Source organism: Cytobacillus gottheilii (genome assembly GCF_001636345.1).
Classification (GTDB): Bacteria; Bacillota; Bacilli; order Bacillales; family Cytobacillaceae; genus Cytobacillus; species Cytobacillus gottheilii.
The window spans coordinates 3573241-3599441 of record NZ_KV440945.1 but is presented as its reverse complement, the minus strand read 5'-3'; the positions used below and the strand labels follow the sequence as shown (position 1 = coordinate 3599441).

General features: G+C 35.9%; 25 protein-coding genes. 24 read left to right on the top strand and 1 reads right to left on the bottom strand.

The window, feature by feature from the left end; translation table 11 throughout:
• Positions 1–58 precede the first annotated feature (58 nt).
• From A6754_RS17370 to A6754_RS17265, 22 genes are all read left to right on the top strand, one after another.
• Positions 59–1354, top strand: coding sequence for an IS110 family RNA-guided transposase (locus A6754_RS17370; RefSeq protein ID WP_066448713.1), 1296 nt, complete (start codon positions 59–61; stop codon positions 1352–1354).
• A gap of 646 nt (positions 1355–2000) precedes the next feature.
• Positions 2001–3278, top strand: a complete 1278-nt coding sequence (locus tag A6754_RS17365) for an IS110 family RNA-guided transposase (protein WP_066442640.1) — start codon at positions 2001–2003, stop codon at positions 3276–3278.
• Between the two features lie 389 nt (positions 3279–3667).
• Positions 3668–4126 (top strand): VOC family protein, encoded by a 459-nt coding sequence (locus A6754_RS17360; protein WP_066448710.1) that lies wholly within the window; start codon positions 3668–3670, stop codon positions 4124–4126.
• A gap of 186 nt (positions 4127–4312) precedes the next feature.
• Positions 4313–4690: a VOC family protein gene (locus tag A6754_RS17355; RefSeq protein ID WP_066448707.1), complete on the top strand. Its 378-nt coding sequence runs from the start codon at positions 4313–4315 to the stop codon at positions 4688–4690.
• Positions 4691–4953: 263 nt separating this feature from the next.
• Positions 4954–6249, top strand: coding sequence for an IS110 family RNA-guided transposase (locus tag A6754_RS17350; protein ID WP_066448703.1), 1296 nt, complete (start codon positions 4954–4956; stop codon positions 6247–6249).
• A 526-nt stretch (positions 6250–6775) separates the two neighbouring features.
• Positions 6776–7255 (top strand): SAM-dependent methyltransferase, encoded by a 480-nt coding sequence (locus tag A6754_RS17345; protein WP_180320292.1) that lies wholly within the window; start codon positions 6776–6778, stop codon positions 7253–7255.
• A 241-nt stretch (positions 7256–7496) separates the two neighbouring features.
• Positions 7497–7964, top strand: coding sequence for a 2-thiouracil desulfurase family protein (locus A6754_RS17340; protein ID WP_066448701.1), 468 nt, complete (start codon positions 7497–7499; stop codon positions 7962–7964).
• Positions 7965–8224: 260 nt separating this feature from the next.
• The gene (locus A6754_RS17335; RefSeq protein WP_066448698.1) at positions 8225–8551 is read left to right on the top strand and encodes an ArsR/SmtB family transcription factor; all 327 of its coding nucleotides are present in this window, start codon (positions 8225–8227) and stop codon (positions 8549–8551) included.
• Positions 8552–8565: 14 nt separating this feature from the next.
• Positions 8566–11106: a heavy metal translocating P-type ATPase gene (locus A6754_RS17330; RefSeq protein ID WP_082851727.1), complete on the top strand. Its 2541-nt coding sequence runs from the start codon at positions 8566–8568 to the stop codon at positions 11104–11106.
• A 95-nt stretch (positions 11107–11201) separates the two neighbouring features.
• Positions 11202–11768 (top strand): SCO family protein, encoded by a 567-nt coding sequence (locus A6754_RS17325; RefSeq protein ID WP_180320291.1) that lies wholly within the window; start codon positions 11202–11204, stop codon positions 11766–11768.
• A gap of 23 nt (positions 11769–11791) precedes the next feature.
• Positions 11792–12091, top strand: a complete 300-nt coding sequence (locus A6754_RS17320; protein ID WP_066448692.1) for a hypothetical protein — start codon at positions 11792–11794, stop codon at positions 12089–12091.
• A gap of 65 nt (positions 12092–12156) precedes the next feature.
• Positions 12157–13227, top strand: coding sequence for a flavin-containing monooxygenase (locus tag A6754_RS17315; protein WP_066448690.1), 1071 nt, complete (start codon positions 12157–12159; stop codon positions 13225–13227).
• Between the two features lie 141 nt (positions 13228–13368).
• Positions 13369–13827, top strand: coding sequence for a MarR family winged helix-turn-helix transcriptional regulator (locus tag A6754_RS17310; protein ID WP_066448688.1), 459 nt, complete (start codon positions 13369–13371; stop codon positions 13825–13827).
• 72 nt (positions 13828–13899) lie between these two features.
• Positions 13900–14409: an arsinothricin resistance N-acetyltransferase ArsN1 family A gene (locus A6754_RS17305; RefSeq protein ID WP_066448686.1), complete on the top strand. Its 510-nt coding sequence runs from the start codon at positions 13900–13902 to the stop codon at positions 14407–14409.
• Positions 14410–14426: 17 nt separating this feature from the next.
• On the top strand, positions 14427–15803 hold the full coding sequence (locus tag A6754_RS17300) for an NAD(P)-binding domain-containing protein (RefSeq protein WP_066448684.1): 1377 nt from the start codon (positions 14427–14429) through the stop codon (positions 15801–15803).
• A gap of 140 nt (positions 15804–15943) precedes the next feature.
• Positions 15944–16291, top strand: coding sequence for an ArsR/SmtB family transcription factor (locus A6754_RS17295; RefSeq protein WP_066448681.1), 348 nt, complete (start codon positions 15944–15946; stop codon positions 16289–16291).
• A gap of 15 nt (positions 16292–16306) precedes the next feature.
• The gene (locus tag A6754_RS17290; protein WP_066448671.1) at positions 16307–17605 is read left to right on the top strand and encodes an arsenic transporter; all 1299 of its coding nucleotides are present in this window, start codon (positions 16307–16309) and stop codon (positions 17603–17605) included.
• 67 nt (positions 17606–17672) lie between these two features.
• Positions 17673–19316, top strand: a complete 1644-nt coding sequence (locus tag A6754_RS17285) for an FAD-dependent oxidoreductase (protein ID WP_066448669.1) — start codon at positions 17673–17675, stop codon at positions 19314–19316.
• 547 nt (positions 19317–19863) lie between these two features.
• Positions 19864–20583, top strand: a complete 720-nt coding sequence (locus tag A6754_RS17280; RefSeq protein ID WP_257299210.1) for a serine hydrolase — start codon at positions 19864–19866, stop codon at positions 20581–20583.
• 277 nt (positions 20584–20860) lie between these two features.
• Positions 20861–21808, top strand: coding sequence for a D-alanyl-D-alanine carboxypeptidase family protein (locus tag A6754_RS17275; RefSeq protein ID WP_066448668.1), 948 nt, complete (start codon positions 20861–20863; stop codon positions 21806–21808).
• A gap of 203 nt (positions 21809–22011) precedes the next feature.
• A complete protein-coding gene (locus tag A6754_RS17270; protein ID WP_066448666.1) occupies positions 22012–22680 on the top strand; it encodes a DNA alkylation repair protein in 669 nt (222 codons plus the stop codon).
• A gap of 90 nt (positions 22681–22770) precedes the next feature.
• Positions 22771–23001 (top strand): hypothetical protein, encoded by a 231-nt coding sequence (locus tag A6754_RS17265; RefSeq protein ID WP_066448663.1) that lies wholly within the window; start codon positions 22771–22773, stop codon positions 22999–23001.
• 117 nt (positions 23002–23118) lie between these two features.
• Here A6754_RS17265 and A6754_RS17260 read toward each other — a convergent pair whose 3' ends face one another.
• Entirely contained in the window at positions 23119–24339 is a 1221-nt protein-coding gene (locus A6754_RS17260; RefSeq protein WP_066448659.1) for an MFS transporter, read from the bottom strand.
• A gap of 155 nt (positions 24340–24494) precedes the next feature.
• Here A6754_RS17260 and A6754_RS17255 point away from each other — a divergent pair, with 155 nt between their 5' ends.
• A complete protein-coding gene (locus tag A6754_RS17255; RefSeq protein WP_066448657.1) occupies positions 24495–25265 on the top strand; it encodes a MerR family transcriptional regulator in 771 nt (256 codons plus the stop codon).
• Between the two features lie 131 nt (positions 25266–25396).
• Positions 25397–26068: an AlkZ-related protein gene (locus A6754_RS17250; RefSeq protein ID WP_066448654.1), complete on the top strand. Its 672-nt coding sequence runs from the start codon at positions 25397–25399 to the stop codon at positions 26066–26068.
• The last annotated feature ends 133 nt before the right edge of the window (positions 26069–26201 follow it).

Below are 26201 nucleotides of genomic sequence, written 5' to 3'. Positions count from 1 at the left end.
AAATGTGTCCTAAGCCGGCTAGCTAAAAGGGACAAAATATCTATTCGGAGGTCTCAAAATGAATTATAACCAAAATCATAAAATAGCTCAAATTACACCAAAAACCTTAATCATTGGTATTGATATTGCCAAACATCATCATGTAGCTAGAGCACAGGATTATCGTGGAATAGAGCTAGGTTCTACTTGCTTTTTTGATAATACTCAAGAAGGAATTCGAACATTTATTAATTGGATTAATCAAATAAAAGATTCATACCAAATGGAGTCTGTCATTACTGGAATGGAGCCAACAGGCCATTATTGGCTTAATTTAGCTCATATTCTAAAGGATGAACAGATTAAGTTCGTCACGGTCAACCCCTTACACGTCAAGCACAGTAAGGAACTAGACGATAATTCTCCAACTAAGAATGATGTGAAAGACGCAAAAGTCATTGCACAACTAGTCAAAGATGGTAGATACTCCGAACCAACGATACCACAAGGGGTTTTCGCAGAACTGCGTGTGGCTAAGAAATTGCGTGATCTATTAAATGTAGACTTACAAATAGTGCAAGGACAGATACACAACTGGATTGATCGGTATTTTCCAGAGTTCTTTACCGTCTTTAAAAGTTGGGAAGGGAAGGCAGCTCTTCATTTATTAAAGCTTGAAGCATTACCGGAAGAACTGGTGAGATATACAGAAGAAGAATTACTAGAATACCTTAGGCAAGCAGTGAAACGCAGTATAGGGATTAAGAAGATTCGTGCCTTAAAAGAAGCAGCCAATCGCTCGATTGGCATCCGCCAGGGTGCCATGATGGCTAAAATGGAGTTAAGAACGTTAATCCAAAAGTATGAACTCATTCAAAACAAGTTCGAAGAGCTTGACCAAACTCTGGATACACTACTTCAAGATATTCCAGGCGTTGATCAAATGTTAGAAATAACAGGAATTGGCCGCGATACAGTGGCGGGTTTCTTCGCTGAAGTAGGCGATTTGAGTGAATACAATCATCCTCGCCAGATAACTAAACTGGCTGGACTTAGCTTAAAAGAAAATACATCAGGTAAGCATAAAGGGAGAACCAGAATAACCAAACGTGGTCGAAAGAAATTACGAGCATTGTTATTCCGTTCATCTATGATTCTAGTAGCCAAGAACAAAGCCTTTAAAGCCCTCCATCATTACTACACAACGAGACCTGACAATCCGTTGAAAAAGATGCAGTCTTTAATTGCTTTGTGTAATAAGCTCATCCGTATACTATTCTCTATTGGTAAGAAAGAGTTTGTGTTTCAAGAGGAGAAGATGTTGAAGGATATACCCCATATGCATGCATTTATCCAAGAACCAATAGCAGCTTAATCACTATTAAACTAACGATTTAACCAATAGATTTGAAAAGATGAACAGACAAAATCAGCATGGGATTAGTTGGCAACGCAACTAACGTAAGGACTTAGATCCTGTGGGGCAGCATGACCGACATCCACCTTATGGAAAGGTTGAACGAAGGAATGTAGGAGCGTAGACTCTGTGAGACTTGGGAGGGTAGACCCCCATAAGAAATGTGGACATCCATTGGTGCGTACATAGCTATTTATCCAACTTTTAGAAATTAACCGAAGGTTGGCTAGTTTCTTGCGCTCATTTTCTTCGTAAACAGCTTGATTGTGTACTTTTCTCTCTAATCAAATCTGTAAAGTAAAACAAGATAGATAGCAATACGGTGAAAAACTGCGTAATTAAGAGATAAGTGTTTGTTTATTGAGGGAGGTTTGTTGAATAGAGAATATAAGGTCCCATTAATTCTACAGCTAAAGTTGTAGGGGATTTCAATCTATACATGGAGGTAATAATTTGGTGACTATTTAAAATTAAATGTAAGGAGCATTCCTGTTAGAAGGATTTTCGGGGACTTGAACAAAAAAGAGCCCTCTTGGTATGATTCGGGGTGTCAAATCGTGTGGCGAAATGACCCCTAACTTAGGTAACCAAGGAGGACTCCAAAATGGATTTTAAACAAAATCAGAAAATAAATCAAGTCACCGAAAAAACACTCGTAGTCGGAATCGACATTGCCAAGCGAAAACATTTTGCTTGCTTTGTAGATGATCGTGGACGGGTACTACAAAAATCTTTCTCGGTATTACAATCTAGTGATGGTTTCTTGAGTTTTTATCAACGTATTTTGGCTGCAATGAAAGAATACGAAAAAACGGAAGTCATTGTCGGGATTGAACCTACAGGCCATTACTGGCTTAATTTAGCCTATTTCCTCGAGGATCGGGGGATTCCCCTGGCTATGACCAACCCTATGCACGTCAAACGGTCAAAGGAGTTGGATGACAATTTACCAACCAAACATGACCGCAAAGATGCTTTAGTGATCGCTCGTCTTGTTAAAGATGGACGCTTTAGTTATCCGCGAATCTTGAAAGACGTGGAGGCAGAACTTCGTGTTGGGTCAACGTTTAAAAGTAAGTTGACAGAGGAACTTGGAGCTGTTAAAAACATGATGATTCGCTGGTTAGATCGCTATTTTCCTGAGTTCACCCAGGTCTTTCCGTCATTCGGAAAGATGGCAATGGCAGTACTAGAGTGTACCCCATTTCCTAGTGATCTTCACCAGAAACATCCCGATGAAGTATTAGCACTTTACCGCCAGGTTGATGGGCTCAAATCTCCCCAACGACCGAAAGCAATTCGCCTTATTGAAGTCGCTGCTAATTCCATCGGAGTAACAGAGGGACGTGAAATGGCCCGTATTGAAATCGCCACACTCGTTCGTCGTTACAACCAATTGGAACAAGAAATTGAAAGTATTACACAGCACTTAGTTGAGCTCGTTCAAACATCTGTAGAGTACGAATGGCTCTCAACGGTTCAAGGACTTGGTGATACCACAATTGTCGATTTGTTAGCTGAAATCGGTAGCTTTTCACACTATGAAGATCCACGCCAAATCATTAAACTCGCGGGATTAACATTACGTGAAAATTCCTCCGGTCAGCACAAAGGACAAAAACGCATCTCCAAACGGGGCAGAAGAAAGCTACGCGCCCTCCTTTTCCGAGTGATGATGCCAATGATTCGCCATAATGAAGCCTTTCGAAAGCTACATGAGTATTACACAAACCGTAAGGTTAATCCGTTACGTAAGAAGCAATCCATCGTGGTTCTATGCGGAAAACTATTAAAAGTGTTACATGGGATCAGTACCAAGCACAAAGCATTTGACGCACAGCGAATGATGAAGGATATTCCTAGTCTCGCAGAGGCTATGTAAAGTTCTACATCCCCTTAACAGACCTAGACAACAGGATGACACGGAGAAGCTGGCATTATTTTTTCCATTCGACCTCGAGTCCCTAAAGGAGCTTCGCTAGCCTCTGCCTTATGACTAGACCGAACGAAGGAATGTAGGCACTTAGATGCCCAGAGACATGGGAGGGTACGTCATCATAAGCTACGCAGAGATCCATTGTGCATCACATATTTTCCTAGCACTACTTACCATCATTATCCAGTAGTGACCGCGTAGCGTACCCATACGTTGGAATAGTTTCACATATTATTAAAATTTTGTTAGAAGACGTGTCGAAAAATATTTTTTTGACACCCCACCAACGGGTCAAACCGTTGATAAATCAACATTTATAGAGGGAGGTTATATAAATGATTAAAGGGATTTATGAAGCCCATTTACCTGTAAAAGATTTAGATAAATCAATAGAGTTTTATTATAATTTAGAATTAAAGCTTGCCTGGCGTAGTTCAGATACCGCATTCTTCTGGATAGTTGAAGGGGAAAGTTGGGTAGGGTTATGGGAAGGGAAAGAAGTTAAAACCCTATACCACCCTTCTTTAAGGCATTTAGCCTTTACTATTTCTTATGAGGATATGAAAAGTTCGTTAGGATGGTTAAAAAGTAAAGGTATTTCAGCTGTTCCTTTCGGAGGTAGAACATCAGTAGAACCTTTTGTAAGACCATATCAAGGAAATGCTTCTGTATATTTTGAAGATCCTGATGGAAACAGTTTAGAATTAATGTGTTACATTGAAATACCTGAACATTTAAGAAATATTGATAAGGTATCTATAGAAGAATGGGAAGAACTCTACATAGGTAAATAGAAAAAATCCGTTTTGCTTTTACCATTTAGAGTGATATGTTCAAGAACAGCTGCCAATTTAGGCGGCTTTTTTCTAATGGACTAAACGGGGCAGGTTAGCTAAGGAAAAAAGGATTTTAATAGAATATATTGAATTTAGAAGTTTGAAAAGAATTTGACCAATCTATAAATAATATGAGGTATTAATATGGCATTTAGAATTGAGTTCTTTGTAAACGATATTGAGAAATCAATTTTTTTCTATCAAAACCTTTTAAAGCTTGAATTATCACAACAGGGAGAAAAAAGTGTAAGTTTTATTAGCAACGAATCTTTTCTTCTTTTAACTTCAATTGAGGTTTTAGATGACAATCATTATTTTAAAAAGCATAACTTTGCTAAAATGGGTGGTGGTGTAGAATTTATCATTATAACAGATCAAGTTGAAGAGATATATAAAAATATAAAACAAAAAAATCCTAATTCAATTGAATCTGATTTAAAACTACAAACTTGGGGGATGCTTGATTTTAGAGTCATTGATCCTGATGGTTATTATATAAGAGTGTCCTCTAAACGAAAATAGTACCATAATCATGATATTTATTACTTTCAAAACTTTATAGCTGTAGTAAAAAAAGAAGTTTGTAATAAACTTCACTTAAACAAACAGATGCTTATGTTCAAGATCAGCTGCCAATTCAGGCGGCTTTTCTTATGTAACAAAAGGGGCAGCATTCCTGTAATAAGTGAAAATGAGATTTGATAGAAAAAAGACCTCTTGATAAGATAAATGTGTCCTAAGCCGGCTAGCTAAAAGGGACAAAATATCTACTCGGAGGTCTCAAAATGAATTATAACCAAAATCATAAAATAGCTCAAATTACACCAAAAACCTTAATCATTGGTATTGATATTGCCAAACATCATCATGTAGCTAGAGCACAGGATTATCGTGGAATAGAATTAGGTTCTACTTGCTTTTTTGATAATACTCAAGAGGGAGTCAGGACATTTATTAATTGGATTAATCAAATAAAAGATTCATACGAAATGGAGTCTGTCATTACTGGAATGGAGCCAACAGGCCATTATTGGCTCAATTTAGCTCATATTTTAAAGGAAGAACAGATTAAGTTCGTCACGGTCAACCCCTTACACGTCAAGCACAGTAAGGAGCTAGACGATAATTCTCCAACTAAGAATGATGTGAAAGACGCAAAAGTCATTGCACAACTAGTCAAAGATGGTAGATACTCCGAACCAACGATACCACAAGGAGTTTTTGCAGAACTGCGTGTGGCTAAGAAATTACGTGATCTATTAAATGTAGACTTACAAATAGTGCAAGGACAGGTACACAACTGGATTGATCGATATTTTCCAGAGTTCTTTACCGTCTTTAAAAGTTGGGAAGGGAAGGCAGCTCTTCATTTATTAAAGCTTGAAGCATTACCGGAAGAACTGGTGAGATATACAGAAGAAGAATTGCTTGAATATCTTAGGCAAGCAGTGAAACGAAGTATAGGGATTAAGAAGATTCGTGCTTTAAAAGAAGCAGCCAATCGCTCGATTGGCATCCGTCAGGGTGCCATGATGGCTAAAATGGAGTTAAGAACGTTAATCCAAAAGTATGAACTCATTCAAAACAAGTTTGAGGAACTTGACCAAACTCTGGATACACTACTTCAAGATATTCCAGGCGTTGATCAAATGTTAGAAATAACAGGAATTGGCCGCGATACAGTGGCGGGTTTCTTCGCTGAAGTAGGCGATTTGAGTGAATACAATCATCCTCGCCAGATAACTAAACTGGCTGGACTTAGCTTAAAAGAAAATACATCAGGTAAGCATAAAGGGAGAACCAGGATAACCAAACGTGGTCGAAAGAAATTACGAGCATTGTTATTCCGGGCATCTATGATTCTAGTAGCCAAGAACAAAGCCTTTAAAGCCCTCCATCATTACTACACAACGAGACCTGAAAATCCGTTGAAAAAGATGCAGTCTTTAATTGCTTTATGTAATAAGATCATCCGTATACTCTTCTCTATTGGTAAGAAACAGTTTGTGTTTCAAGAAGAGAAGATGTTGAAGGACATCCCCCATATGCATGCATTTATCCAAGAACCAATAGCAGCTTAATCACTATTAAACTAACGATTTAACCAATAGATTTGAAAAGATGAACAGACAAAATCAGCATGGGATTAGTTGGCAACGCAACTAACGTAAGGACTTAGATCCTGTGGGGCAGCATGACTGACATCCACCTTATGGAAAGGTTGAACGAAGGAATGTAGGAGCGTAGACTCTGTGAGACTTGGGAGGGTAGACCCCCATAAGAAATGTGGATATCCATTGGTGCGTACATACCTATTTATCCAACTTTTAGAAATTAACCGAAGGTTGGCTAGTTTCTTGCGCTCATTTTCTTCGTAAACAGCTTGATTGTGTACTTTTCTCTCTAATCAAATCTGTAAAGTAAAATAAGTTAGATAGCAATACGGTGAAAAACTGCGTATTTAAGAGAAAAGTGTTTGTTTATTGAGGGAGGTTAGTTCAATAAGTTAAGCTTATGGATATTTATAAATAATCCCTTATTCTATTTAAATTCCACATTGTGTATGTTGGAAAAAGGGGGTTTTAAGTGAAATCCACTTTAGTAGGAATGGGAGGGGTAACTTTGCAAATTGCTATTGTTCCAATAGCTCAAGTGAATAATAATCGTATAGTTATTGAGGATGACAATTGGGGGTCAGTTATATCAACTATTGAGTTAGCAGACAATATGAGTGAATCTTCTTTGGAAGGTATTAATGAATTCTCTCATTTGGAAATCATCTTTTACTTTGATAAGGTTGCAGATGATAAAATTCAACTTGAAGCAAGACATCCAAGAAATAACAAAGAGTATCCTAAAGTAGGTATTTTTGCACAAAGGGGTAAAAATAGACCTAATAAGTTAGGAGTTACTATTGTTGAACTCTTAGATAGTAATAATAAACAATTAATTGTAAAAGGGTTAGATGCAATAGATGGGACTCCTATAATAGACATCAAACCAGTAATGAAAGAATTTTTGCCAAAAGGTGAAGTGATTCAGCCGAATTGGTCAATATCTTTGATGGATAAATATTGGAACGCCTAAATCAAAAACTAAAATTCAAGTATGAATTAAAGTACTTTTTTATTTAGCTTAAAGGATCTATATGAAGCCCTGGCTGCCACTGAGGCAGCTTCTACTATTTCACTAAAGGGGCAGCATTCCTGTAATAAATGAAACTTTGCTTATGGTAGAAACGGGCAGGTTAGCTCCATAGGAAAAAATAGTTAATATGTTGAAAAAGTGCTAAAATTAACATTATTCTTTTATATTCGAGGTGTAAAAATTGATATTAGTTAGCTCTTGTTTAGCAGGGTTTAAAGTAAGGTATAACGGAACAGATAGTTTAGACGATAGAATACTTAACCTTTTATCAGAAAATAAAGCTATAACTGTTTGTCCAGAACTACTTGGAGGTTTTTCAACTCCAAGAGAGCCTGCTGAAATCGTCGGAGGAGATGGGGAAGATGTATTAGATGGGAAGGCAATAGTTATTGAAAAGTCAGGTAAAGATGTTACTGAATTATATATAAACGGTGCATACTTAACATTAAAGAAAGCTCAAGAGTTAAGCGCAACAACTATTATACTTAAGGAATACAGCCCATCTTGCGGTAGTTCACTTATTTATAATGGTGAGTTTAAAGGAATTAAAGTTACTGGAATAGGTGTCACTACGGCTTTGCTTAAAAGAAATGGTTTAAAAGTAATTTCCGAAGAAAATCTGTCTGATTTTCTTTATGAATTACAATAATGTTTTCAATTAACAAGTGTTAAGTTCAAACTCAGCTGCCAAACTCTAGGCGGCTTGTTTTATTCCATAAACGGGGCAGTTTTATTTATTAAGAAATCGACATAAATTTTTGTCTCTTTAGAGCCTTGCTACAATACATGTAGCAAGGTTTATAATTTTCTACTTTTAATTTTTATACTCCAATTTGACACACATATTAGAAATTGCTAATATAATATCACACATCATATTAGAATTTTCTAATATAAGGAGGGTATTTTATGTTAGAAGAAAAAATTGATATAGATACAAAAGTAAAATTCCTACAAGGATTTGCTCATAAAATAAGAATTCAGATTCTTGAATCGATAAAGGATGAAGAAAAAACGGTATCCGAAATATTAACTTCTCTTAGCTGTAGTCAATCAAGTGTATCTCAACATATAGCTTGTTTGAAGGGGTGCGGATTAATAAATGGCAGACAAGAGGGAAAATTTATTTACTACAGCTTGAGCAGTCAAAAAGTCAGGGAACTATTACAGATGTTTAATCATGTCCTTGATGATGTTCAAAACGATGTGGCCTGCTGTGAAAATCACATTGTCTAAGGAGATGAAAAAACATGGGGGAAAAATGTTGTGGAGTAAACCAGCAAAAACCATTAAATGAGGACACAGAAACAAGCTGCTGCAGCAAGACGAATGATGATAAAGCAGCTTCAAATATTAAATTAGATACTCAGGAATGCAGTTCTAACGTTGAACTTAAAGTGGTTGACTCATCCTGCAGTCAAAAACAAAGTCACGCTTGTTGCAGTACAGCAAGTAATAGGGGAAACGATCAATTAAACACCCTCTCAACTAAAGGTGATAAAACGGAATATCGGATCTTCGGCATGGATTGCCCATCTTGTGCAGTGACAATTGAAAAGGCACTAAATAAGATGAAGAATATAGAAACAGTACAAGTTAACTATAATACAAGCAAACTGCAAGTTATTGGAGATGCGAATTTAGAGCATATTGAGCCAGAAATACAAAAGCTTGGCTATAAGATTGAACCAATGAACCAAAATAAAAATGAACGCATTTACCATATTGAAGGCATGGATTGCGGTAGTTGTGCAAAAACCATCGAAAACCACCTCAGTATAATTCCTAAGGTGAAAAATGTAAGTGTAAATTTCTCTACAGGAAAAATGAAGGCTGAACATGAGAATAGCGTTGATGATATTATCTCAGAGGTTTCCAAAATTGGTTTTAAGGCTTCATTGGCATCCAAGAATAAACCAGCTGATGTTTCAAGAAACACAGAAGGCAAAGGAATTATTATCTCATCTGGGATCCTTCTTGCATTAGGTTTTTTAGGGTCTTTTGCAGGAGTATCTCCCTTAGCATCGAACTTGCTATATGCCCTAGCTATGGTAATCAGCGGCTATAAGCCAATAAAAAGTGCTTATTATTCAATTAAAAGTCGTTCGTTAGATATGAATGTCCTAATGTCGGCTGCTGCGATTGGTGCAGCATTCATTGGCGAATGGTTTGAAGGAGCAACCGTAGTATGGTTATTTGCACTTGGCACCACTTTGCAAAATATGTCGATTGAGAAAACAAGAGATTCGATTCGGGGTCTGATGAATTTAGCCCCATCAGAAGCTTGGATCAAGAATGGGACACAATTGATTAAAAAATCAGTTGAGGATGTAGCGATAGGTGAAATCTTAGTTGTTAAACCAGGTGATAAAATTCCGTTAGATGGTGAAATTATTGCTGGAGAATCAAGTGTGAATCAATCGCCCATTACAGGCGAATCTATACCTGTCGATAAACAGGCTGGGGATACAGTCTTCGCGGGAACCATTAACCAAAATGGATCGATTGAAGTACGCGTAACGAAGCTAGTTGAAGATACCACGATAGCGAAAATTATTCATTTAGTAGAGGAAGCACAGGAACAAAAAGCACCTACACAGGCATTTATTGATAAGTTTGCAAGTATTTATACGCCGATTGTTTTTGTATTAGCCCTAGTTGTGATAGTCGTACCTCCACTAATTGGGTTTGGGACTTGGGGAGATTGGTTCTATAAAGGTCTTGAACTATTAGTTGTGGCTTGCCCATGTGCTCTTGTTATCTCTACACCTGTTGCAATAGTATCTGCAATCGGAAATGCCGCGAAGAATGGTGTCCTCATTAAAGGGGGAACTTTCTTAGAAAAGGCAGGAGCTATTCATGCTATAGCTTTTGACAAAACAGGGACTTTAACGGAAGGTAAACCGAAAGTGTCTGAGATTAAGACAACTACAATTTCGGAACAAGAGCTACTATCCATTGCAGTAACACTTGAAGAATACTCAACTCATCCTATCGCTCAAACCATTGTCTCATATGCAAAGGATAACGGAACCCAGCCTAAGCAGGGTGAATTATTCAAAAACATTGTCGGAAAAGGTGTTCAGGCTACTATTGATGGTGTAATTTACTATGCTGGTAACAGTCGGTTATTCAATGAACTCAATATCTCTATAAATGAAGTAAAAGAATATGTGGAAGAAATGCAGCAGACAGGTAAGACGGTTGTTATTATCGGTACAGAAGATAAATTACTTGGTGTTATTTCAGTTGCTGATTCTATACGTACAACAACCATCAAAGCATTAGAAGGCATAAAGCAGGTTGGCGTCAATGAAGTCGTGATGTTAACGGGAGATAACGAAGGAACAGCTAAAATGATTTCAAACGAAGCTGGGGTTAATCGTTACTTTGCTGATCTTTTACCAGAAGATAAAGTAGATGCGATTAAGAAATTACAAAGCGAAGGACAAAAGGTAGCAATGGTTGGTGATGGTATTAACGATGCCCCTGCCCTAGCTACTGCAGATTTAGGGATTGCAATGGGAGGAGCTGGGACAGATACAGCGATGGAAACAGCCGATATAGTATTAATGGCTGATAATCTTGAGAAGCTTCCTCATACGATCAAGCTAAGCAGAAAAGCTCTAACGATTATCAAACAAAATATCTGGTTCTCATTAATAATAAAATTTATTGCTCTTGCGTTCATTTTCCCCGGTTGGCTTACACTTTGGTTAGCTGTTCTAAGTGATACTGGCGCGGCGATCATCGTCATCTTAAATGCGCTGCGGTTATTAAGAGTTAAGTAGTTACCTAGAAAGTTGTTCAGAAATATTTAATTCAACTGAACAACTTTCTAACAAAAATATATTAGAGTGCAGCCGGAGGTTTTATTGTGAAAAGAATGTTATTTATTTTATCAATTCTTATTTTGTCCGCCTGTTCAACTTCATTTGAGGCAGAGACAGACTGGAAAGTACAGAGTTTTGAATATACAAACCAAAATAATGAAAAGGTTTCTTTGAATGATTATAAAGGTGACATCTGGCTGGCCGACTTTATTTTTACAAACTGTGAAACGGTTTGTCCGCCAATGACATATAATCTCTCACAAATACAACAAAAACTCACTGATGAAGGACTTGATGACATAAAATTTGTTTCATTTAGTGTTGATCCAAAAGTCGATTCTCCTGAAATTTTAAAAGAGTATATTGAGAAATATGATGTCAATTTGGAAAACTGGGATTTACTAACGGGCTATACACAGGATGTCATAGAGACATTTGCAATGGATTCATTTAAAACTGTTGTAGTAAAAGATAATCAATCCGATCAAGTCAATCATGGTACAAGCTTTTATTTAGTAAATAAAGAAGGAACTGTAGTAAAAAATTATAGTGGAGTCCAAAATGTCCCATTTGATCAGATTGTTTCAGATATTAAGTCATTATCAAATTCTTATAAGTAATCTATCCATGAAAGGAATTAATTATGAAAACGATTCGGGTCATCAGTATAGTTTTAGTACTATTAATTGTTACTCTTTATTACGTCCCTTTTACTTTTAATCCGCCAGGTGATACAAGGATGATCATTGATCATAATACTAGTACATATATGGCACCTCCATGTTTTGAGGAGTCAGAAGCAACGAACTATCTTGAAGAAACGACTTTAAAAGATGTAAAGGTAACAAACTACAATTCTAGGTCAACTTGCACTGAGGATATACTGGCACCTGAGAAAATGACGTTAATTGAATTTTTAACGGGCTCTAAATGGAATTGGTAAAAAGAGGATGAATTAATTTTCTTGTTTTTTAAAATTCTTGATTATTCAGTATAGGGAGGAAGCTGATGGAGTATTCTGTTGGAATCATTGGAGGAGGACAAGCAGGTATAACGATCGGATATTACTTAAAAAAAGTAAATATTCCTTTTATCATCATAGATAAACATCATAGGGTGGGTGAATCATGGAGAAATCGCTATGAGTCCCTCGTTTTATTTACTCCTCATCAATATAGTGTTTTGCCAGGACTGCAAATGAAGGGTTTATCAAAAAAAGACTTCCCAACAAAAGATGAAATGGCTGATTATTTAGAGGACTATGTACAGCACTATAACATTCCGATGATGCTTAATACGACTGTTGATAAGTTGAAAAAGGAAGAAGACGGATCCTTTTTCATAGAAACGAATAAAGGAAGAATGAAAACTCAGCAAGTGATTGTAGCATCAGGTGCATTCCAACAAGGGTTTATTCCCGATGTCACAAAAACACATACTGAGGCGATTCAGCTGCATTCTTCTGAGTATCGTTCACCGGCAGATGCATCTGGAAATGAAATATTGGTTGTTGGCGGAGGGAATTCTGGAGCACAAATTGCTGTAGAACTGTCAAAAAGCAAGAATGTTACTATTGCAGTTAGTCACCAGTTTAAATTTCTACCTTTATCAATATTGGGGATCAGTATTTTTAGCTTGCTAGAAAAAACGGGGCTATTATATGCAGGAGCAGATACAATAAAGGGGAAATGGTTTAGAAAACAGAAAGATCCTATATTTGGAAAAGAGCTTCAAACGTTAATTAAAAACCAAAAGATTACTGTAAAGCCGAGAGTTGTTCAAGTTGGTGATAAAGGTGTTGTATTTGAAGACCAGACCCTTCAGAAATTTGATAGCATAATTTGGGCAACAGGATTTGTTCCATCTTATGAATGGATTCAAATTGAACATGTTACCCATAATGGTAAACCTGTACATAACAGAGGCATAGCAGATGTTAAAGGACTTTATTTTATTGGACTACCTTGGCAGCATCAACGTGGTTCAGCTCTAATATGTGGAGTTAGTAAAGATGCTGAATATTTAGCGCAATTTATTACAGCATATTATACAGATTATAAAAAGACTGATTGTCAATAGCTACACCTAAACTATAGGGTGCTTTCCTTAAGTTAAAGGGAAGCCTTTTTCTTATGTCGCTAAGGGGGAAGATTAGTGGAAAGGAAAGTAATTGACATTATCAATTAATGACGATATCATCTAAATAAGAGGCGATGATATATGAGAACACAAGATAAAATACAAATTAGAGAATTACTGCAACAACTAGTTCGTGACTTTGGACTTCTCCAAAAAGATGGCTCTGATTGTTGTGGAATAACAGTAACACAAAGCCATATCGTTTATGAATTAGGAAAATATCCAAATATTTCTCTTCATACTTTAGCTGAAAAATTAATTATGGATACTGGCCTTTTGAGCAGACAGGTTAATAAACTTGTGGAACTTCAGTATATATTAAGGGTCCCAGATCCGAATGATCGAAGATATGTACTTTTATCTTTGACAGAGTTAGGTGAGGCAAAAGCTGAAGAAATATCGAACCAAATGTTAGATTACTTAGGTAACATCTTAGCTCATATTCAAGAAGATAAGCATTCACAAGTATTAGAAAGTCTAAGTTTATTGCTTGATGCAATGAATAAAAATGATGGATTAGGTAGTTGCGCCACCAGATAGGTGGCTTTCATTAAATATTATATTTGATAAAGTCAATTAATGTTGAAGTCAAATAAAAAAAGGAGGGTAATAATGCTTATTAGGAGAGCCTCTATAGAAGATTTAAACGAAATACTTGAAATTTATAACCAAGGAATAGAAGACAGATTGGCAACATTTGAGGAAGGTTTAAAAGACACAGACTATATGAAGAATTGGTTTGCTGTTCACCAGGGAAGGTATGCTGTATTTGTTGCTGTAGATTCAGATGGGGAAATTATTGGATGGGCTTCTATAAACCCTTATAACACAAGGCATGTCTATGATGGGGTAGGTGAGCTTTCTATATATATACATAGGGAATTTAGAGGAAAAGGGATAGGACAAATACTATTGAATGTGCTAGAAGACGAGGCAAGAATACATAACTTTTATAAAATAATACTCTTTACATTTCCAATTAATACATTGGGGCTGGCTCTTTACCAAAAGTTAGGTTATCGGGAGGTTGGTCTGCTTAAAAATCAAGGCAGATTAAATGAGAGATTTGTGGACGTTATGATTATGGAAAAGTTGTTGTTTAATGAAGAATATTACTTATAAAAAGGAGATTAATAAATATGTCTGAATTTAAAATTTTGTCTAATTGCTGTCAATCATCTAATGATTTCGAGGAGAAAAAACCTGATTTAGATTTACCTGTAGCTATAATCGGTGCTGGTCCTGTAGGTTTAGCTGCAGCAGCTCATTTAATTAAATACAATCAAAAAGTTATTATATTAGAAGCCGGTTCCGAAGTTGGATCCAATATTCTAACTTGGTCACATATAAGACTATTCTCTCCATGGAAATATAATATTGATAAAGCTGCATTATCTTTATTAGAGAAATACGATTGGAATCAACCAAAATTTGAAGATATACCTACTGGTAAAGAGCTTGTGGAAAATTATTTAGTTCCCTTAGCTAAAACTCCAGAATTAAAAGACGTAATTTCACTGGATACAAAGGTCATTTCTATAGCCAGAAAAAACATCGATAAAATGAAAACAGCAAACAGAGAGAACGTTCCATTTGTTATTTATACGGTGCACAAAGGCAGTCCTAAATTCATTGAAGCAAGAGCTGTTATAGACGCTACCGGAACATGGGGAAATCCCAATCCATCTAACTCTAATGGAGTTTGGTTACAATCAGAGAAAGAACTAAAGGATCAGATCTTCTATGGATTACCCGACATATTAGGAAAGAATAGGAAGCGTTATATAAATAATAAAACGGCCGTAATAGGGAGTGGACACTCAGCTATTAATGCTTTATTGGAATTAGGAGCATTAAAAGAAAATTATCCTCAAACAGAAATCCTTTGGATTATACGTAAAGAACATGTTGAGCAGGCATATGGGGGGGAAGAAAAGGACGCGCTAGAGGCAAGGGGATTATTAGGTAGTAGAATTCATGAATTGGTAGATAGTGGTCAGGTTCAAGTGTACACTTCCTTTCAAGTAGAACGTATATTAGGTGGAGCTAACGCAACCTTAAAGATTGTAGGTGAAGTCAAAGATTCCAATATCACAATAGAGTCTATTAATGAAGTTATCGTTAATGCCGGAAATAGACCTAACTATTCTTTTTTAAGTGAATTACGCACAAGTATAGATTTTGCTACGGAAAGTGTAGAGGCGATTTCTCCCTTAATCGATCCTAATTTACACAGTTGTGGAACAGTTCGACCACACGGTGAAAAGGAATTGAGACAACCGGAAAAAAACCTATACATTGTAGGTTCAAAAAGCTACGGAAGAGCACCAACTTTCTTAATGGCCACGGGTTACGAACAGGTACGTTCAATAGCTGCTTATATTGCAGGGGACATAGAAGCATCAGAAAAAATAGAACTTGATTTACCAGAAACAGGAGTCTGCAGTGTTAATTTAGTACATGCTAATAGTGTAATAAATAAAAATAGTTGTGATAAAGATAGTTGTTGTTCTTAAGAAGGCAAATTAAAAATATTGTATATAGAAATTGTGGAAAAGGATTAATGTATTGGAGATTGACATTAATCCTTTTCTTTCATTAAGATATAAGCATATAATTATATATATTTTATTTTTTAAAAGGTAGGTGGAACCGTATGAAAGAAGAAAATACTCAAGACTTAAAAGAGACTGCAAATGTGCTAAAACTTTTAGGAGATAAAACCAGATTATCTATGGTTAACATGTTATCGGAACAGGAATGTTGTGTATGTGAATTTGTGGAGATTTTTCAAATGTCACAACCTGCAATTAGCCAGCATCTCCGCAAGTTAAAGGATATTGGTATTGTAAAAGAGCAAAGAAAAGGACAATGGGTAGTCTATTCCTTAAATACTGAAAGCGAATATTACTTACTGATAAAAGATGTTTTAAATCATGTACCGAGTGAACGAGATAAATTTACTTGGCTAGAGAAAAATGGATTTAGAATTATATGTAATTAATGGGGGTTAACAGCTTTGATACAAACATTTTTAGCAACGATTATTTTTTTATTAACACTGACATTAGTTATCTGGCAACCAAAAAATCTTTCAATTGGTTGGTCAGCATGTGGAGGAGCGATTTTAGCTCTTCTCGTAGGAGTAGTTGATTTCAATGATGTGATCGACGTGACAGGCATAGTTTGGAATGCCACATTGGCATTTGTAGCAATAATAATCATTTCACTAATCTTAGATGAAATTGGCTTTTTTGAATGGGCAGCTTTACATATGGCTAGAGTTGCAGGTGGTAATGGTTTAAAAATGTTTATTTACGTCTCTATATTAGGCTCAATCGTTGCAGCACTATTTGCGAATGATGGTGCTGCACTTATACTGACTCCAATCGTTCTGGCAATGGTCAGAGCATTAAAATTTGAGGAAAAAATGGTCTTTCCGTTTATTATAGCAAGTGGATTTATTGCAGATACAACTTCTTTGCCTTTGGTGGTAAGTAACCTAGTTAATATTGTTTCTGCTGATTTCTTTGATATTGGTTTTGTAGAATATGCTACTAGAATGATTGTCCCTAATATCTTCTCATTATTAGCAAGTATTCTTGTCCTGTATCTATATTTCCGCAAACGTATTCCAAAGTCATATGATTTAAGCCATCTAAAAACTCCGGTTGATGCTATTAAAGATCAAAAAATGTTTCGTATATCTTGGGGTATTTTAGCTATACTGCTCATTGGATATTTTGCGAGTGAGTTTCTTTCCATCCCAGTGTCATTTGTTGCGGGTGTAATTGCAATCGTCTTTCTTTTGTTTGCAAGAAGAAGTCCTGCCGTCTCCATTAAGCAGGTAGTAAAAGGTGCCCCATGGGCAATCGTCTTCTTTTCGATCGGAATGTATGTAGTCATTTATGGACTTCGCAATGTAGGATTAACAGATTTACTATCCAATATTATTCAAGCAGCTGCAGACCAAGGTCTATTCGTTGCTACCCTAGGTATGGGATTCATTGCTGCCATCATTTCATCCATTATGAATAATATGCCAACAGTACTGATAGATGCTTTAGCAATTGCTGATACAAATGCTACTGGGGTAATTAAAGAAGGATTAATTTACGCTAACATTATCGGTTCCGATTTGGGTCCTAAAATTACACCAATTGGTTCACTAGCTACTTTATTATGGCTTCATGTTTTATCACAAAAGGGAGTGAAAATTTCATGGGGTACTTATTTTAAAACAGGTATCATCCTAACAATTCCAACTCTTTTAATTACATTAATTGGACTATACTTATGGCTTTCTATTATTTCATAAAATATGAAGTAAAAATTTTAATTACAAACACCATAATATAAATACTAACCTTATGGAGGATAAATTCATGAAAGTAATTATTATAGGATCTGTTGCAGCAGGTACATCCGTAGCAGCTAAAGCACGCAGGAACGATGAAGAAGCAGAAATCACACTTTATAATGCAGATTATGATATTTCATATTCTGCATGCGGTATTCCTTATTTTCTAGGGGGTGAGATTGAGAATCTGGATACATTAACTCCTAGAAGTGCCTCATGGTTTAAAAAGCGATACAACGTAGATATCTTTACTCGTCATGAAGTAACTACTATTGATGCAGAACAGAAAAAAGTGAAAGTGAAAAATTTAGATACGGACGAAGTAAAAGAAGATAGTTATGATGTATTAGTATTTGCAACTGGAGCATCACCATTAACTCCTGATGTTTCTGGAGTAGATAAAGAACATGTTTTCCAAGTACGTACGATACAACATACAGCAGCCATTGACCAATTTATAAAAATAAATCAGCCAAAGAAGGCAACGATAATTGGGGCTGGATATATTGGTCTTGAAATGGCAGAGCAACTTACTCAAAGGGGATTAGAAGTTACAATTGTACAACGTAGTAATCAGGTAATGGCACACCTCGATAAGGATATGGCTTGCCGCGTGGAAGAACATTTGGTGAAAAAGAAAGTAAATCTGATCTTAAATGATGAAGTAACTGAGATAAGTAAGAAAGAAGTATTAACTAAATCAGGTGAAACGATTGCTACGGATATTGTCTTATTAGCAACCGGTGTTCGTCCAAATGCACAACTAGCTAAGGAGATTGGTGTAACTATTGGCACTTCCGGGGCTATTGCCGTTAACAGTAAGATGCAAACTAATATTCCTAATGTATATGCTGTCGGCGATGTGGCTGAAAGTTACTCAGTTATTACAGGCAAACCTATTTATCGCCCATTAGGGAGTACAGCAAACAAAATGGGAAGAATAGCTGGAGACGTAATTACAGGAGGTTCTTTAGAACATCGGGGTATTTTAGGTACTGGTATTTTAAGAGTATTTGATTTGGCTGTCGGTCAAACTGGTATGAATGAAGTGGAGGCATTAGAAGAAGGTTATGATATTGAAATACTTCATAATATTAAACCATCCAGAGCAGAGTACCTCGGAGGAAAAGAATTAGTCATAAAAGCCATTGCTGATAGGGACACTGGCAGAGTATTAGGTGTACAAATAATAGGAGAAGATGGCGTAGATAAACGAATTGATGTATTCGTAACAGCAATAACCTTTAAGGCCAAAGCAGAGGACCTCTTCCATCTTGATCTTGCCTATGCTCCCCCATTCAGTACAACGAAAGATCCAGTGATGTACACGGGAATGGCCTTGCATAATGCTATTGAAAAGAAAAATAAGCTAATTACACCGAAGGAACTATCGGAGAAAATTGAAAAGGGAGAAGCGATTCAAGTAATTGATACCCGTTCTCCAAAGCAATATGATTTTTCAAAAGTGGAAACTGCAATTAATATACCATTAGGCGAATTGCGTGAAAAATGCACAGGACTTAATCCTGATTTACCAACAGTAACTTACTGTAATGGTGGAGTGACTGGGAATGCTGCTCAAAATGTGATGCGTAACTTAGGCTTTAATGATATCTATAATCTTTCTGGTGGTAATAAGAATTACCAAAATTATATGAAGAACAAATAATCAATAGTAGACCTTAGGCGTTCCTAGGGTCTTTTTTAGGTCATAAAAGGTGCAATATCCTTAAATAACTGTTTGTGACAGAATAGGATTGTGAACCAATACACTTAAACTAACGGGTGCGTTAGTTCAAGATCAGCTACCAATTAAGGTGGCTTTTTTTCTGTAAAATACACGACAGTTAAAGAAGAATAATAGGCTTTTCCTTCTCAAATAAATCCTCTGGAGAACTTTTCACACACCGTAAGCTATGCAATGATTTGTGTTTCCTCAGCAATAGTAAAAAGTAGCTGTTTTAAAAATTTGCTATACTAAAAATTTTAGGTTTTGTTCTTTTACCACAATGTTCTTATTCAAGTAACGGTAAAGGGTAGTTCAATAAGCATGAAGGAATTAGATAAAAGTTAATGCTTATTTTTGTTGAAGTCTTATTTGTAATTTAATTGGAAGACTATAAGCTAATGCTTATAAATATGACTAAAGATTTAAAGTAGGAATATGATTGGACCATTTAATAGAGAAACTAAAAGAAATTAAATCAGAAGAATGAATCCTTATTTATTCAAGCTTAAAAAGAAAAATTGAATGTTCATTTCAACAAGACTTGTCCGTACCGCTTGCTTCAACTGCAAAAGTAGTGCTTGGTTACTGGGTTGCACGTCTGGTTGAAGAAAATGTATATAAATGGACTGACGAAATTAAGGAGATAAGTTTTAATCCAAAAGAAGATAGTAAGGAATTGTACCCTCATTTTCAAAAAAGATATAGTTTATCACTAGAAGATGCAGTTGAGGTAATGATTGCGTGCCATGATAGTTATATTGCGAATCACATTGTTGAGTTCTGTGGTGGGTGGAAAAATGTAAGTCAAGGTATTAGCTGCCATTTCTCAAAAATAAATGTTACTCAGAATCCAAGGGATATTAAAAATAATGGTGAACTGAATCAATTGCTTGAAGTTTTAAAGTTGATTTTTGAAGGCTATGATACCAAACCTGAGATATGGAATCCTATTATTAACGGATTAGTTAGACAGCGCGGAGAAATAGAAGGCATCCCACATTATCATTTAAACCATATCACCGGTGGATTGGATACCGTGGTTGTCGATATTGGGATTATCGGGGAATTTTCAAATAAACCATTCTTATATGTATTGGCTGCTAAGGAATTACCAAATCGTTTATATGAACAACATGCAGATGAAATAATCATGGAAGTGTTAAGGAACTTATATAAAGAATATTATAAACAGGATTGCAATAATTGAAGATTCCTAGGTTACTAAATAGCGTATGACTAGCAGGACAGAATCGTTTAAGTGCACTTATTCCTCAAAGTCGTAGAAAGGCGTATATGCTAGATTTAGTAATTGTTATTTTATTACAAAAAGATCATACACGATGATTAAATATACTATTACGCTTACTTGTCACAGAGTCTTTTTAAAAATGTAAGAAAAAAGTAAGATTTTATACAGTAATTATTAATAAAAGTCCTTTGTTATAGTGGTTTACTAGTACTAGAAAGGAGAGTAAATAAATACTATGACAAAAAAGATCATTGTAAGCATCACAGGGATAATTGTGTTATTTTTACTTATAAATCCTACTTTTCGATTAGAATCAATTCATTTGAACGAACACATTGATAAAAAATTAATTGGAGTAGAAAAAGTTTCAGATAAAAATAATGGTTTATTAAATGAGAGAGAATTAGAAGAAAATATAGCTAGTAAAAATGTCTACTTACTTAGGTTAGATCAAAATAAAGTCCTTTATCAAAAACAGCCTCAAAAAGAAATTTCCATTGCTTCTTTAACTAAGATCATGACAACACTTGTTGCAATTGAGCAGCTTGATGAAATTCATGAACCTGTGACAGTTTCTTCGGAAATGTTTTCAAAACTGTATGAAGAAAATCTTTCTGTAGCTGGTTTTTTACCAAATGAATCTGTTCGTGCAATTGATTTGCTTTATGGAGTCATGCTGCCTTCAGGTGCCGATGCTGCTCTTGCATTAGCTCAACACTTAGCGGGTTCTGAAGATAACTTTGTTAAACTAATGAATGATAAAGCAAAAACTTTAAATATGAATCATACGTCTTTTTCAAATGTAACAGGTAACGATCAGGCAAAGCATTACTCTACAGCAGAAGACATAGCTATTTTACTAAAAGAGGCATTACAGAATCCTACTTTTAAAGAGATCTTTACAAGTGAGCGTCACTCTACTGCAAGTACTAATTTAAGAACCGAAGGAATTACCATGCATAGTACGATGTTTCAAATGATGTCCGATCAAACGATTGATTCATCTATACAGGTTTATGGAGGCAAAACTGGTTACACAAGTCAAGCAGGCTTATGTCTTGCTAGTTACGCAATTATCAATAATGTTGAGTATATTTTAATAACAGCTGGAGCGCACGGTTCAAATAAAACTCCTCCATACCATATAATGGATGCTATTCTTGTATATGAAAGCTTGCTATAACATCAACAGATTTAAAGTGAGAGCTGGTCAACAAGCGTTGGTCGGCTTCTTTTCTGTAAACAATTAAGCTTCTGTACCATTCTAAAGATCAAATGAATAGGTAAAAGAAGGGATTCTTATGACCAGAATGGAAGTTAACTGAATGAATCATTTATAAACTAGAATTAAATTTTATAAAAAACATAAGCAAGGAGTGACATAAAATGATTGAAAATAAAGGTACAGAAGTAAAATCCTCTTCAAAAGCAGAAAACATTCTAACTCGAATCAATAGTAAAACGAAGCTAGGCGATTTACGTAAAATCGCAAAGGACATTAAAAAAGATCATGAACTAGCTATGGAACTTTGGTCAACCGAAGCGTATTTGCCGAGGCTATTAGCTATTTTAATAATGGACAAAAAAAATCTTTCACAAGACGTGCTAAATAAGCTTGGTCAGGATATGCAGACCCACACTTTTGATGAGCGAAACAACTTAATGGATTGGTTAATGGCTAATCAGCTCAGCAAAGACAAGAAGACAATTGCTTTAATGGAGTCATGGGAGAATAGCTCTTCTGCGCTCCAAAGGCGAACTTTCTGGTACTATCAAGCACGTTTGAGATGGACTGGACAAACACCGCCTGATAATACCGAATACTTGCTATCTGCATTAGAAGCGAATATTGCCCAGGAAGAACGGGAAGTTCAATGGGCAATGAATTTCACTGCAGGCTGGATAGGCGTTTATGATGAAAAGCAACGTGCACGCTGCATTACACTTGGTGAGAAAACGGGTCTATATAAAGATGAAAAAGTAGCAAAAGGATGTACACCAAGTTATTTGCCTGAGTTCATTGCCATTGAAGCTAACAAAAGACACAATAATTAGTGCCTTTGAAAAATTTATTAGGATTAATTCAAAGAATAATTATAAACAACAAATAGACAAATCGTGTTGAATTTTAGGGGGATCATCATAATGGAAGAGAAACAAAAAAGCGGCAAAGGAATACTCCTGACAATTGGGTGGTTAACAGTGGCATTATTAATGTTAAATTTAATGCCGCCTGTGTTTTTATTTATCCCTATAGCTCTCGGAGTTGTATTAAAGCGAGATTACCAGGGAGGTTCGGCTCTCATTATTTTTGGGGGTTTAAGCGGGATTGTGGGCTGGCTTTTAGGGATGTTTGTCATTAATAACATCCTGTAGGGAATTAACTAGATTTAACCTATTTAAACAAAAGGCCATACAAATAGTGACTAAACAGAAAAGACCACTTCCAAATCAAAAGTGGTCTTTCTTGCCATACTTCTGTAAGTTACTAGATTAATAAGCAGACTTATATTGTCTAAATGTTTTCCCTTTCCATAAAATGACCAGAGCGATCAGCAGCCCAACAGTAGAAAAGGACAAAATAACGTGCTGAATATCAATACCTTTGGACACAAGCAAGGTTACACTTGCATATGCAAGCGGATCGAAGCCATTCATTGCCAGAAAGACTATGCTCATAACTCTTCCCATGATCCGGGGATCTGTATCCTCCTGTGCTGAGGTGAAAAATGGGATCGAAACAAAAGTCATAGTGAAGCCAATTAAGAACGCTAATGCAGTCAAAACATATAAATTAGGAATCTGGCTAAATGCGATAGCTGTGATTAATGTGGCAACTAATCCAATCATTGATGTTAATCCTCTATGTCGTATTTTTACGATTCCAATGATGACAGTACTTACAAGCATCCCTATCGCTAAAGCGGTCTCAATGTAACTAAGATTAATCGGTGACCCTCCATACGTTTCTACTAAAATAGGAATGGCAATCGATATCGCCCCGAAGGCAAAGAAGTTTAAAGTAATTAAGACCAGAATTCCCGTAATCAAAAATTTATTCTCTTTCACATAGGAAAATCCCTCGATCATATCTTTAAGCGGCGTTTGTTTAATTGTATTGTCTACTGGACCTTCTTTTAAGAAAGGAGGAAACATAAAGAAGGCTGACAAAAGAACAACAATAGCGGACACTGAATACCCAATTGTTACGCCGCCGAACTCCATGATACTTCCAGATATAATTGGCCCAACTATAAACCCGGCCTGACCCAGACCCTGAATAATGGCATTTGCCTGTTTGATCTGGCTTTGATGCACTAGCTTTGGAATTAATGATGTTCCAGCTGGTCCAGAAAAAGCATCCAATGTTCCAAACAGGAATCCAAGAATGACTAGATACATAAAGGTTAATTGACCAGCATGGTTCAGTAGGAATAAGATAACGAGCAGAACCCCTTGAATGGAGCTCGTACTAAACATAATCGTTGTCTTCTTGAATTTATCTGCGAGAACTCCGCCAAATGCCATCATTAAAATGCGTGGCACAGTAGTGGCAATAAGTATAATGCCCAACGAGCTGGCAGAACCTAAATCCGAAATGACAAACCAAGTCGTTGTCATAAAAAACATGCTAAAACCGATGATCGCCAAAAAAGCGCCAATAAATAGAAATATAAAAGGGCGATTACGGAAAAGTGATTGCTGCTGTTCCATCTAACATCTTCCTCTCAAATTGAATATGTAACCAATCTTAAATGGTGACGTTATGTCGTAAGCAAGAGTTTTTCGTTAAAAAATTTAATAGGAGATTTACGCTTTGCATGTGACGTTACGTAACAGGTTAAAATGAAACGAGGGGAGGGATTTGTATGGAAGTAACCATCGGTCCATTTGCAAAAATGGCAGGAACAACAGTCAGAACTTTACGGTACTACGATAAAATTGGATTACTTTGCCCAAAAAACTACAATGACAATGGAAATAAAATATATACAGCAGCTGAGTGGGAACAATTTCAGCAAATTAATATTTATAAACATCTTGGATTGTCTTTAAAAGAAATTAAGGAACAAATGAAGAATGAGAGATCGAAGAATCGGGAGCTGCTGCTGTTGCAAAAGCAATTAATTTTAAAAAAACAGGAGGAATTGAATGAAATTCTTGACGTGATCACAAGAATGGAACGTCTTTACAATATAAAAGACATTTCTGATGAAGATCTAGATGAGTTCGCCTTTATCATGCTCGATTTATTTAGGAGAGAAAAATCACAAATTCAATCATTTGAAAAACATTTTAACGATGACGAACAGCTCATGCAGCAATTGAATTTACTGAAAGATCCTGAATTCAAAAAAAAGATGGATAGAGAAATATGGAACTTGCTGCAGGCCATAAAAAGCTCCATCCAGTTTAATGATTCTGAAAGCAGAAAAAAAGTACAAGAAATTCTAACTGAAATGGATGCTTTATTTCCAGGCACTGTAACCTTCTTAAATATGACGGATGACGATATATTTATCACCGAGCATATTCACGAATTTAATAATTATTTCCCTGAAGATATTGCTAATTATATTTATAAAGAAATGAAGGCTTATTATGAGGAAAAGAAAAATCAGATAGAGGAGGATTACTGAACTGTAAATTGCATTCAGTAATAATCTAAAAGAACAGCTGCTATTGGGCAGCTTCTTTTCGTTTTAGAAGGAAAGCAGTGTATACATATCGAAATAACCTTTTAACTTTACTCTAATCAGGAGGGACATTTATGAATGATGAAGTGAAAACTTATGATCAGGCAGTACGTGTGATAGAAGAGATCGGTCTACTTCCTCTTGCTCCTCTATTTCCAGACTTTCCTTCGCTAGATAGCGTCACTGATTCCGATTCTTGGCATTCAGGAACAGAGTATGATCCTTGGTTATGGAGAACACAATTTTCAGCTGATGGAATCGCTGGATATGGCAAATTCATAAAGAAAAAATCTATATTGGTCTCTCGTGAACTTCTACCTTATGTAAAAAGTGTGCTAGGTTCTGCTGACTCAGTTGAGGAGCGTTACTACAATGGAAATGTTTCAAAAGAAGCTTTCGAAATCTATAATATAGTCAGTGAAGAGGCTGGAATAGATACAAGAACATTAAGAGCTAGAGCAGGACTAAAGGAAAAAGAGCAAAAAAGGATTTTTGAAAATGCATTGTTAGAATTGCAAGGTTCAATGGATATCTTGATCTCCGGCATCCAAGAAAAAATCAACGAAAAAGGAGAAAAAAGCGGCTGGAACAGTACTGCTTTTGAGACCTATGATTCTTGGGTGATTAGAAATGGGATTCAGACCTTAAAGATAGAGAGAGAAGATGCAAAACAATTTTTGATCAGTCATTTTCAAAAAAAGTGCAGCATTGAGGGAATGAAGAAGATTGAAAAAATATTTGCCTGAACGGAAAGAAAGAGCGTCCTAAGAATTAGTTGTTTTTAAACAATTTTCAGATAAGATTTTTCTTTTATCAAAAGGATATAAGGTGATTATCGACATTGGTAAATAATATGGTGTTTTGTATTAAGGAACCTGT

What these genes read in the sequence shown, in the direction of transcription:
- A6754_RS17370 (WP_066448713.1), top strand. Translation starts at nt 59, where the DNA reads ATGAATTATAACCAAAATCATAAAATAGCTCAAATTACACCAAAAACC.
- A6754_RS17365 (WP_066442640.1), top strand. Translation starts at nt 2,001, where the DNA reads ATGGATTTTAAACAAAATCAGAAAATAAATCAAGTCACCGAAAAAACA.
- A6754_RS17360 (WP_066448710.1), top strand. Translation starts at nt 3,668, where the DNA reads ATGATTAAAGGGATTTATGAAGCCCATTTACCTGTAAAAGATTTAGAT.
- A6754_RS17355 (WP_066448707.1), top strand. Translation starts at nt 4,313, where the DNA reads ATGGCATTTAGAATTGAGTTCTTTGTAAACGATATTGAGAAATCAATT.
- A6754_RS17350 (WP_066448703.1), top strand. Translation starts at nt 4,954, where the DNA reads ATGAATTATAACCAAAATCATAAAATAGCTCAAATTACACCAAAAACC.
- A6754_RS17345 (WP_180320292.1), top strand. Translation starts at nt 6,776, where the DNA reads ATGGGAGGGGTAACTTTGCAAATTGCTATTGTTCCAATAGCTCAAGTG.
- A6754_RS17335 (WP_066448698.1), top strand. Translation starts at nt 8,225, where the DNA reads ATGTTAGAAGAAAAAATTGATATAGATACAAAAGTAAAATTCCTACAA.
- A6754_RS17330 (WP_082851727.1), top strand. Translation starts at nt 8,566, where the DNA reads ATGGGGGAAAAATGTTGTGGAGTAAACCAGCAAAAACCATTAAATGAG.
- A6754_RS17325 (WP_180320291.1), top strand. Translation starts at nt 11,202, where the DNA reads ATGTTATTTATTTTATCAATTCTTATTTTGTCCGCCTGTTCAACTTCA.
- A6754_RS17320 (WP_066448692.1), top strand. Translation starts at nt 11,792, where the DNA reads ATGAAAACGATTCGGGTCATCAGTATAGTTTTAGTACTATTAATTGTT.
- A6754_RS17315 (WP_066448690.1), top strand. Translation starts at nt 12,157, where the DNA reads ATGGAGTATTCTGTTGGAATCATTGGAGGAGGACAAGCAGGTATAACG.
- A6754_RS17310 (WP_066448688.1), top strand. Translation starts at nt 13,369, where the DNA reads ATGAGAACACAAGATAAAATACAAATTAGAGAATTACTGCAACAACTA.
- A6754_RS17305 (WP_066448686.1), top strand. Translation starts at nt 13,900, where the DNA reads ATGCTTATTAGGAGAGCCTCTATAGAAGATTTAAACGAAATACTTGAA.
- A6754_RS17300 (WP_066448684.1), top strand. Translation starts at nt 14,427, where the DNA reads ATGTCTGAATTTAAAATTTTGTCTAATTGCTGTCAATCATCTAATGAT.
- A6754_RS17295 (WP_066448681.1), top strand. Translation starts at nt 15,944, where the DNA reads ATGAAAGAAGAAAATACTCAAGACTTAAAAGAGACTGCAAATGTGCTA.
- A6754_RS17285 (WP_066448669.1), top strand. Translation starts at nt 17,673, where the DNA reads ATGAAAGTAATTATTATAGGATCTGTTGCAGCAGGTACATCCGTAGCA.
- A6754_RS17275 (WP_066448668.1), top strand. Translation starts at nt 20,861, where the DNA reads ATGACAAAAAAGATCATTGTAAGCATCACAGGGATAATTGTGTTATTT.
- A6754_RS17270 (WP_066448666.1), top strand. Translation starts at nt 22,012, where the DNA reads ATGATTGAAAATAAAGGTACAGAAGTAAAATCCTCTTCAAAAGCAGAA.
- A6754_RS17265 (WP_066448663.1), top strand. Translation starts at nt 22,771, where the DNA reads ATGGAAGAGAAACAAAAAAGCGGCAAAGGAATACTCCTGACAATTGGG.
- A6754_RS17260 (WP_066448659.1), bottom strand. Translation starts at nt 24,339, where the DNA reads ATGGAACAGCAGCAATCACTTTTCCGTAATCGCCCTTTTATATTTCTA.
- A6754_RS17255 (WP_066448657.1), top strand. Translation starts at nt 24,495, where the DNA reads ATGGAAGTAACCATCGGTCCATTTGCAAAAATGGCAGGAACAACAGTC.
- A6754_RS17250 (WP_066448654.1), top strand. Translation starts at nt 25,397, where the DNA reads ATGAATGATGAAGTGAAAACTTATGATCAGGCAGTACGTGTGATAGAA.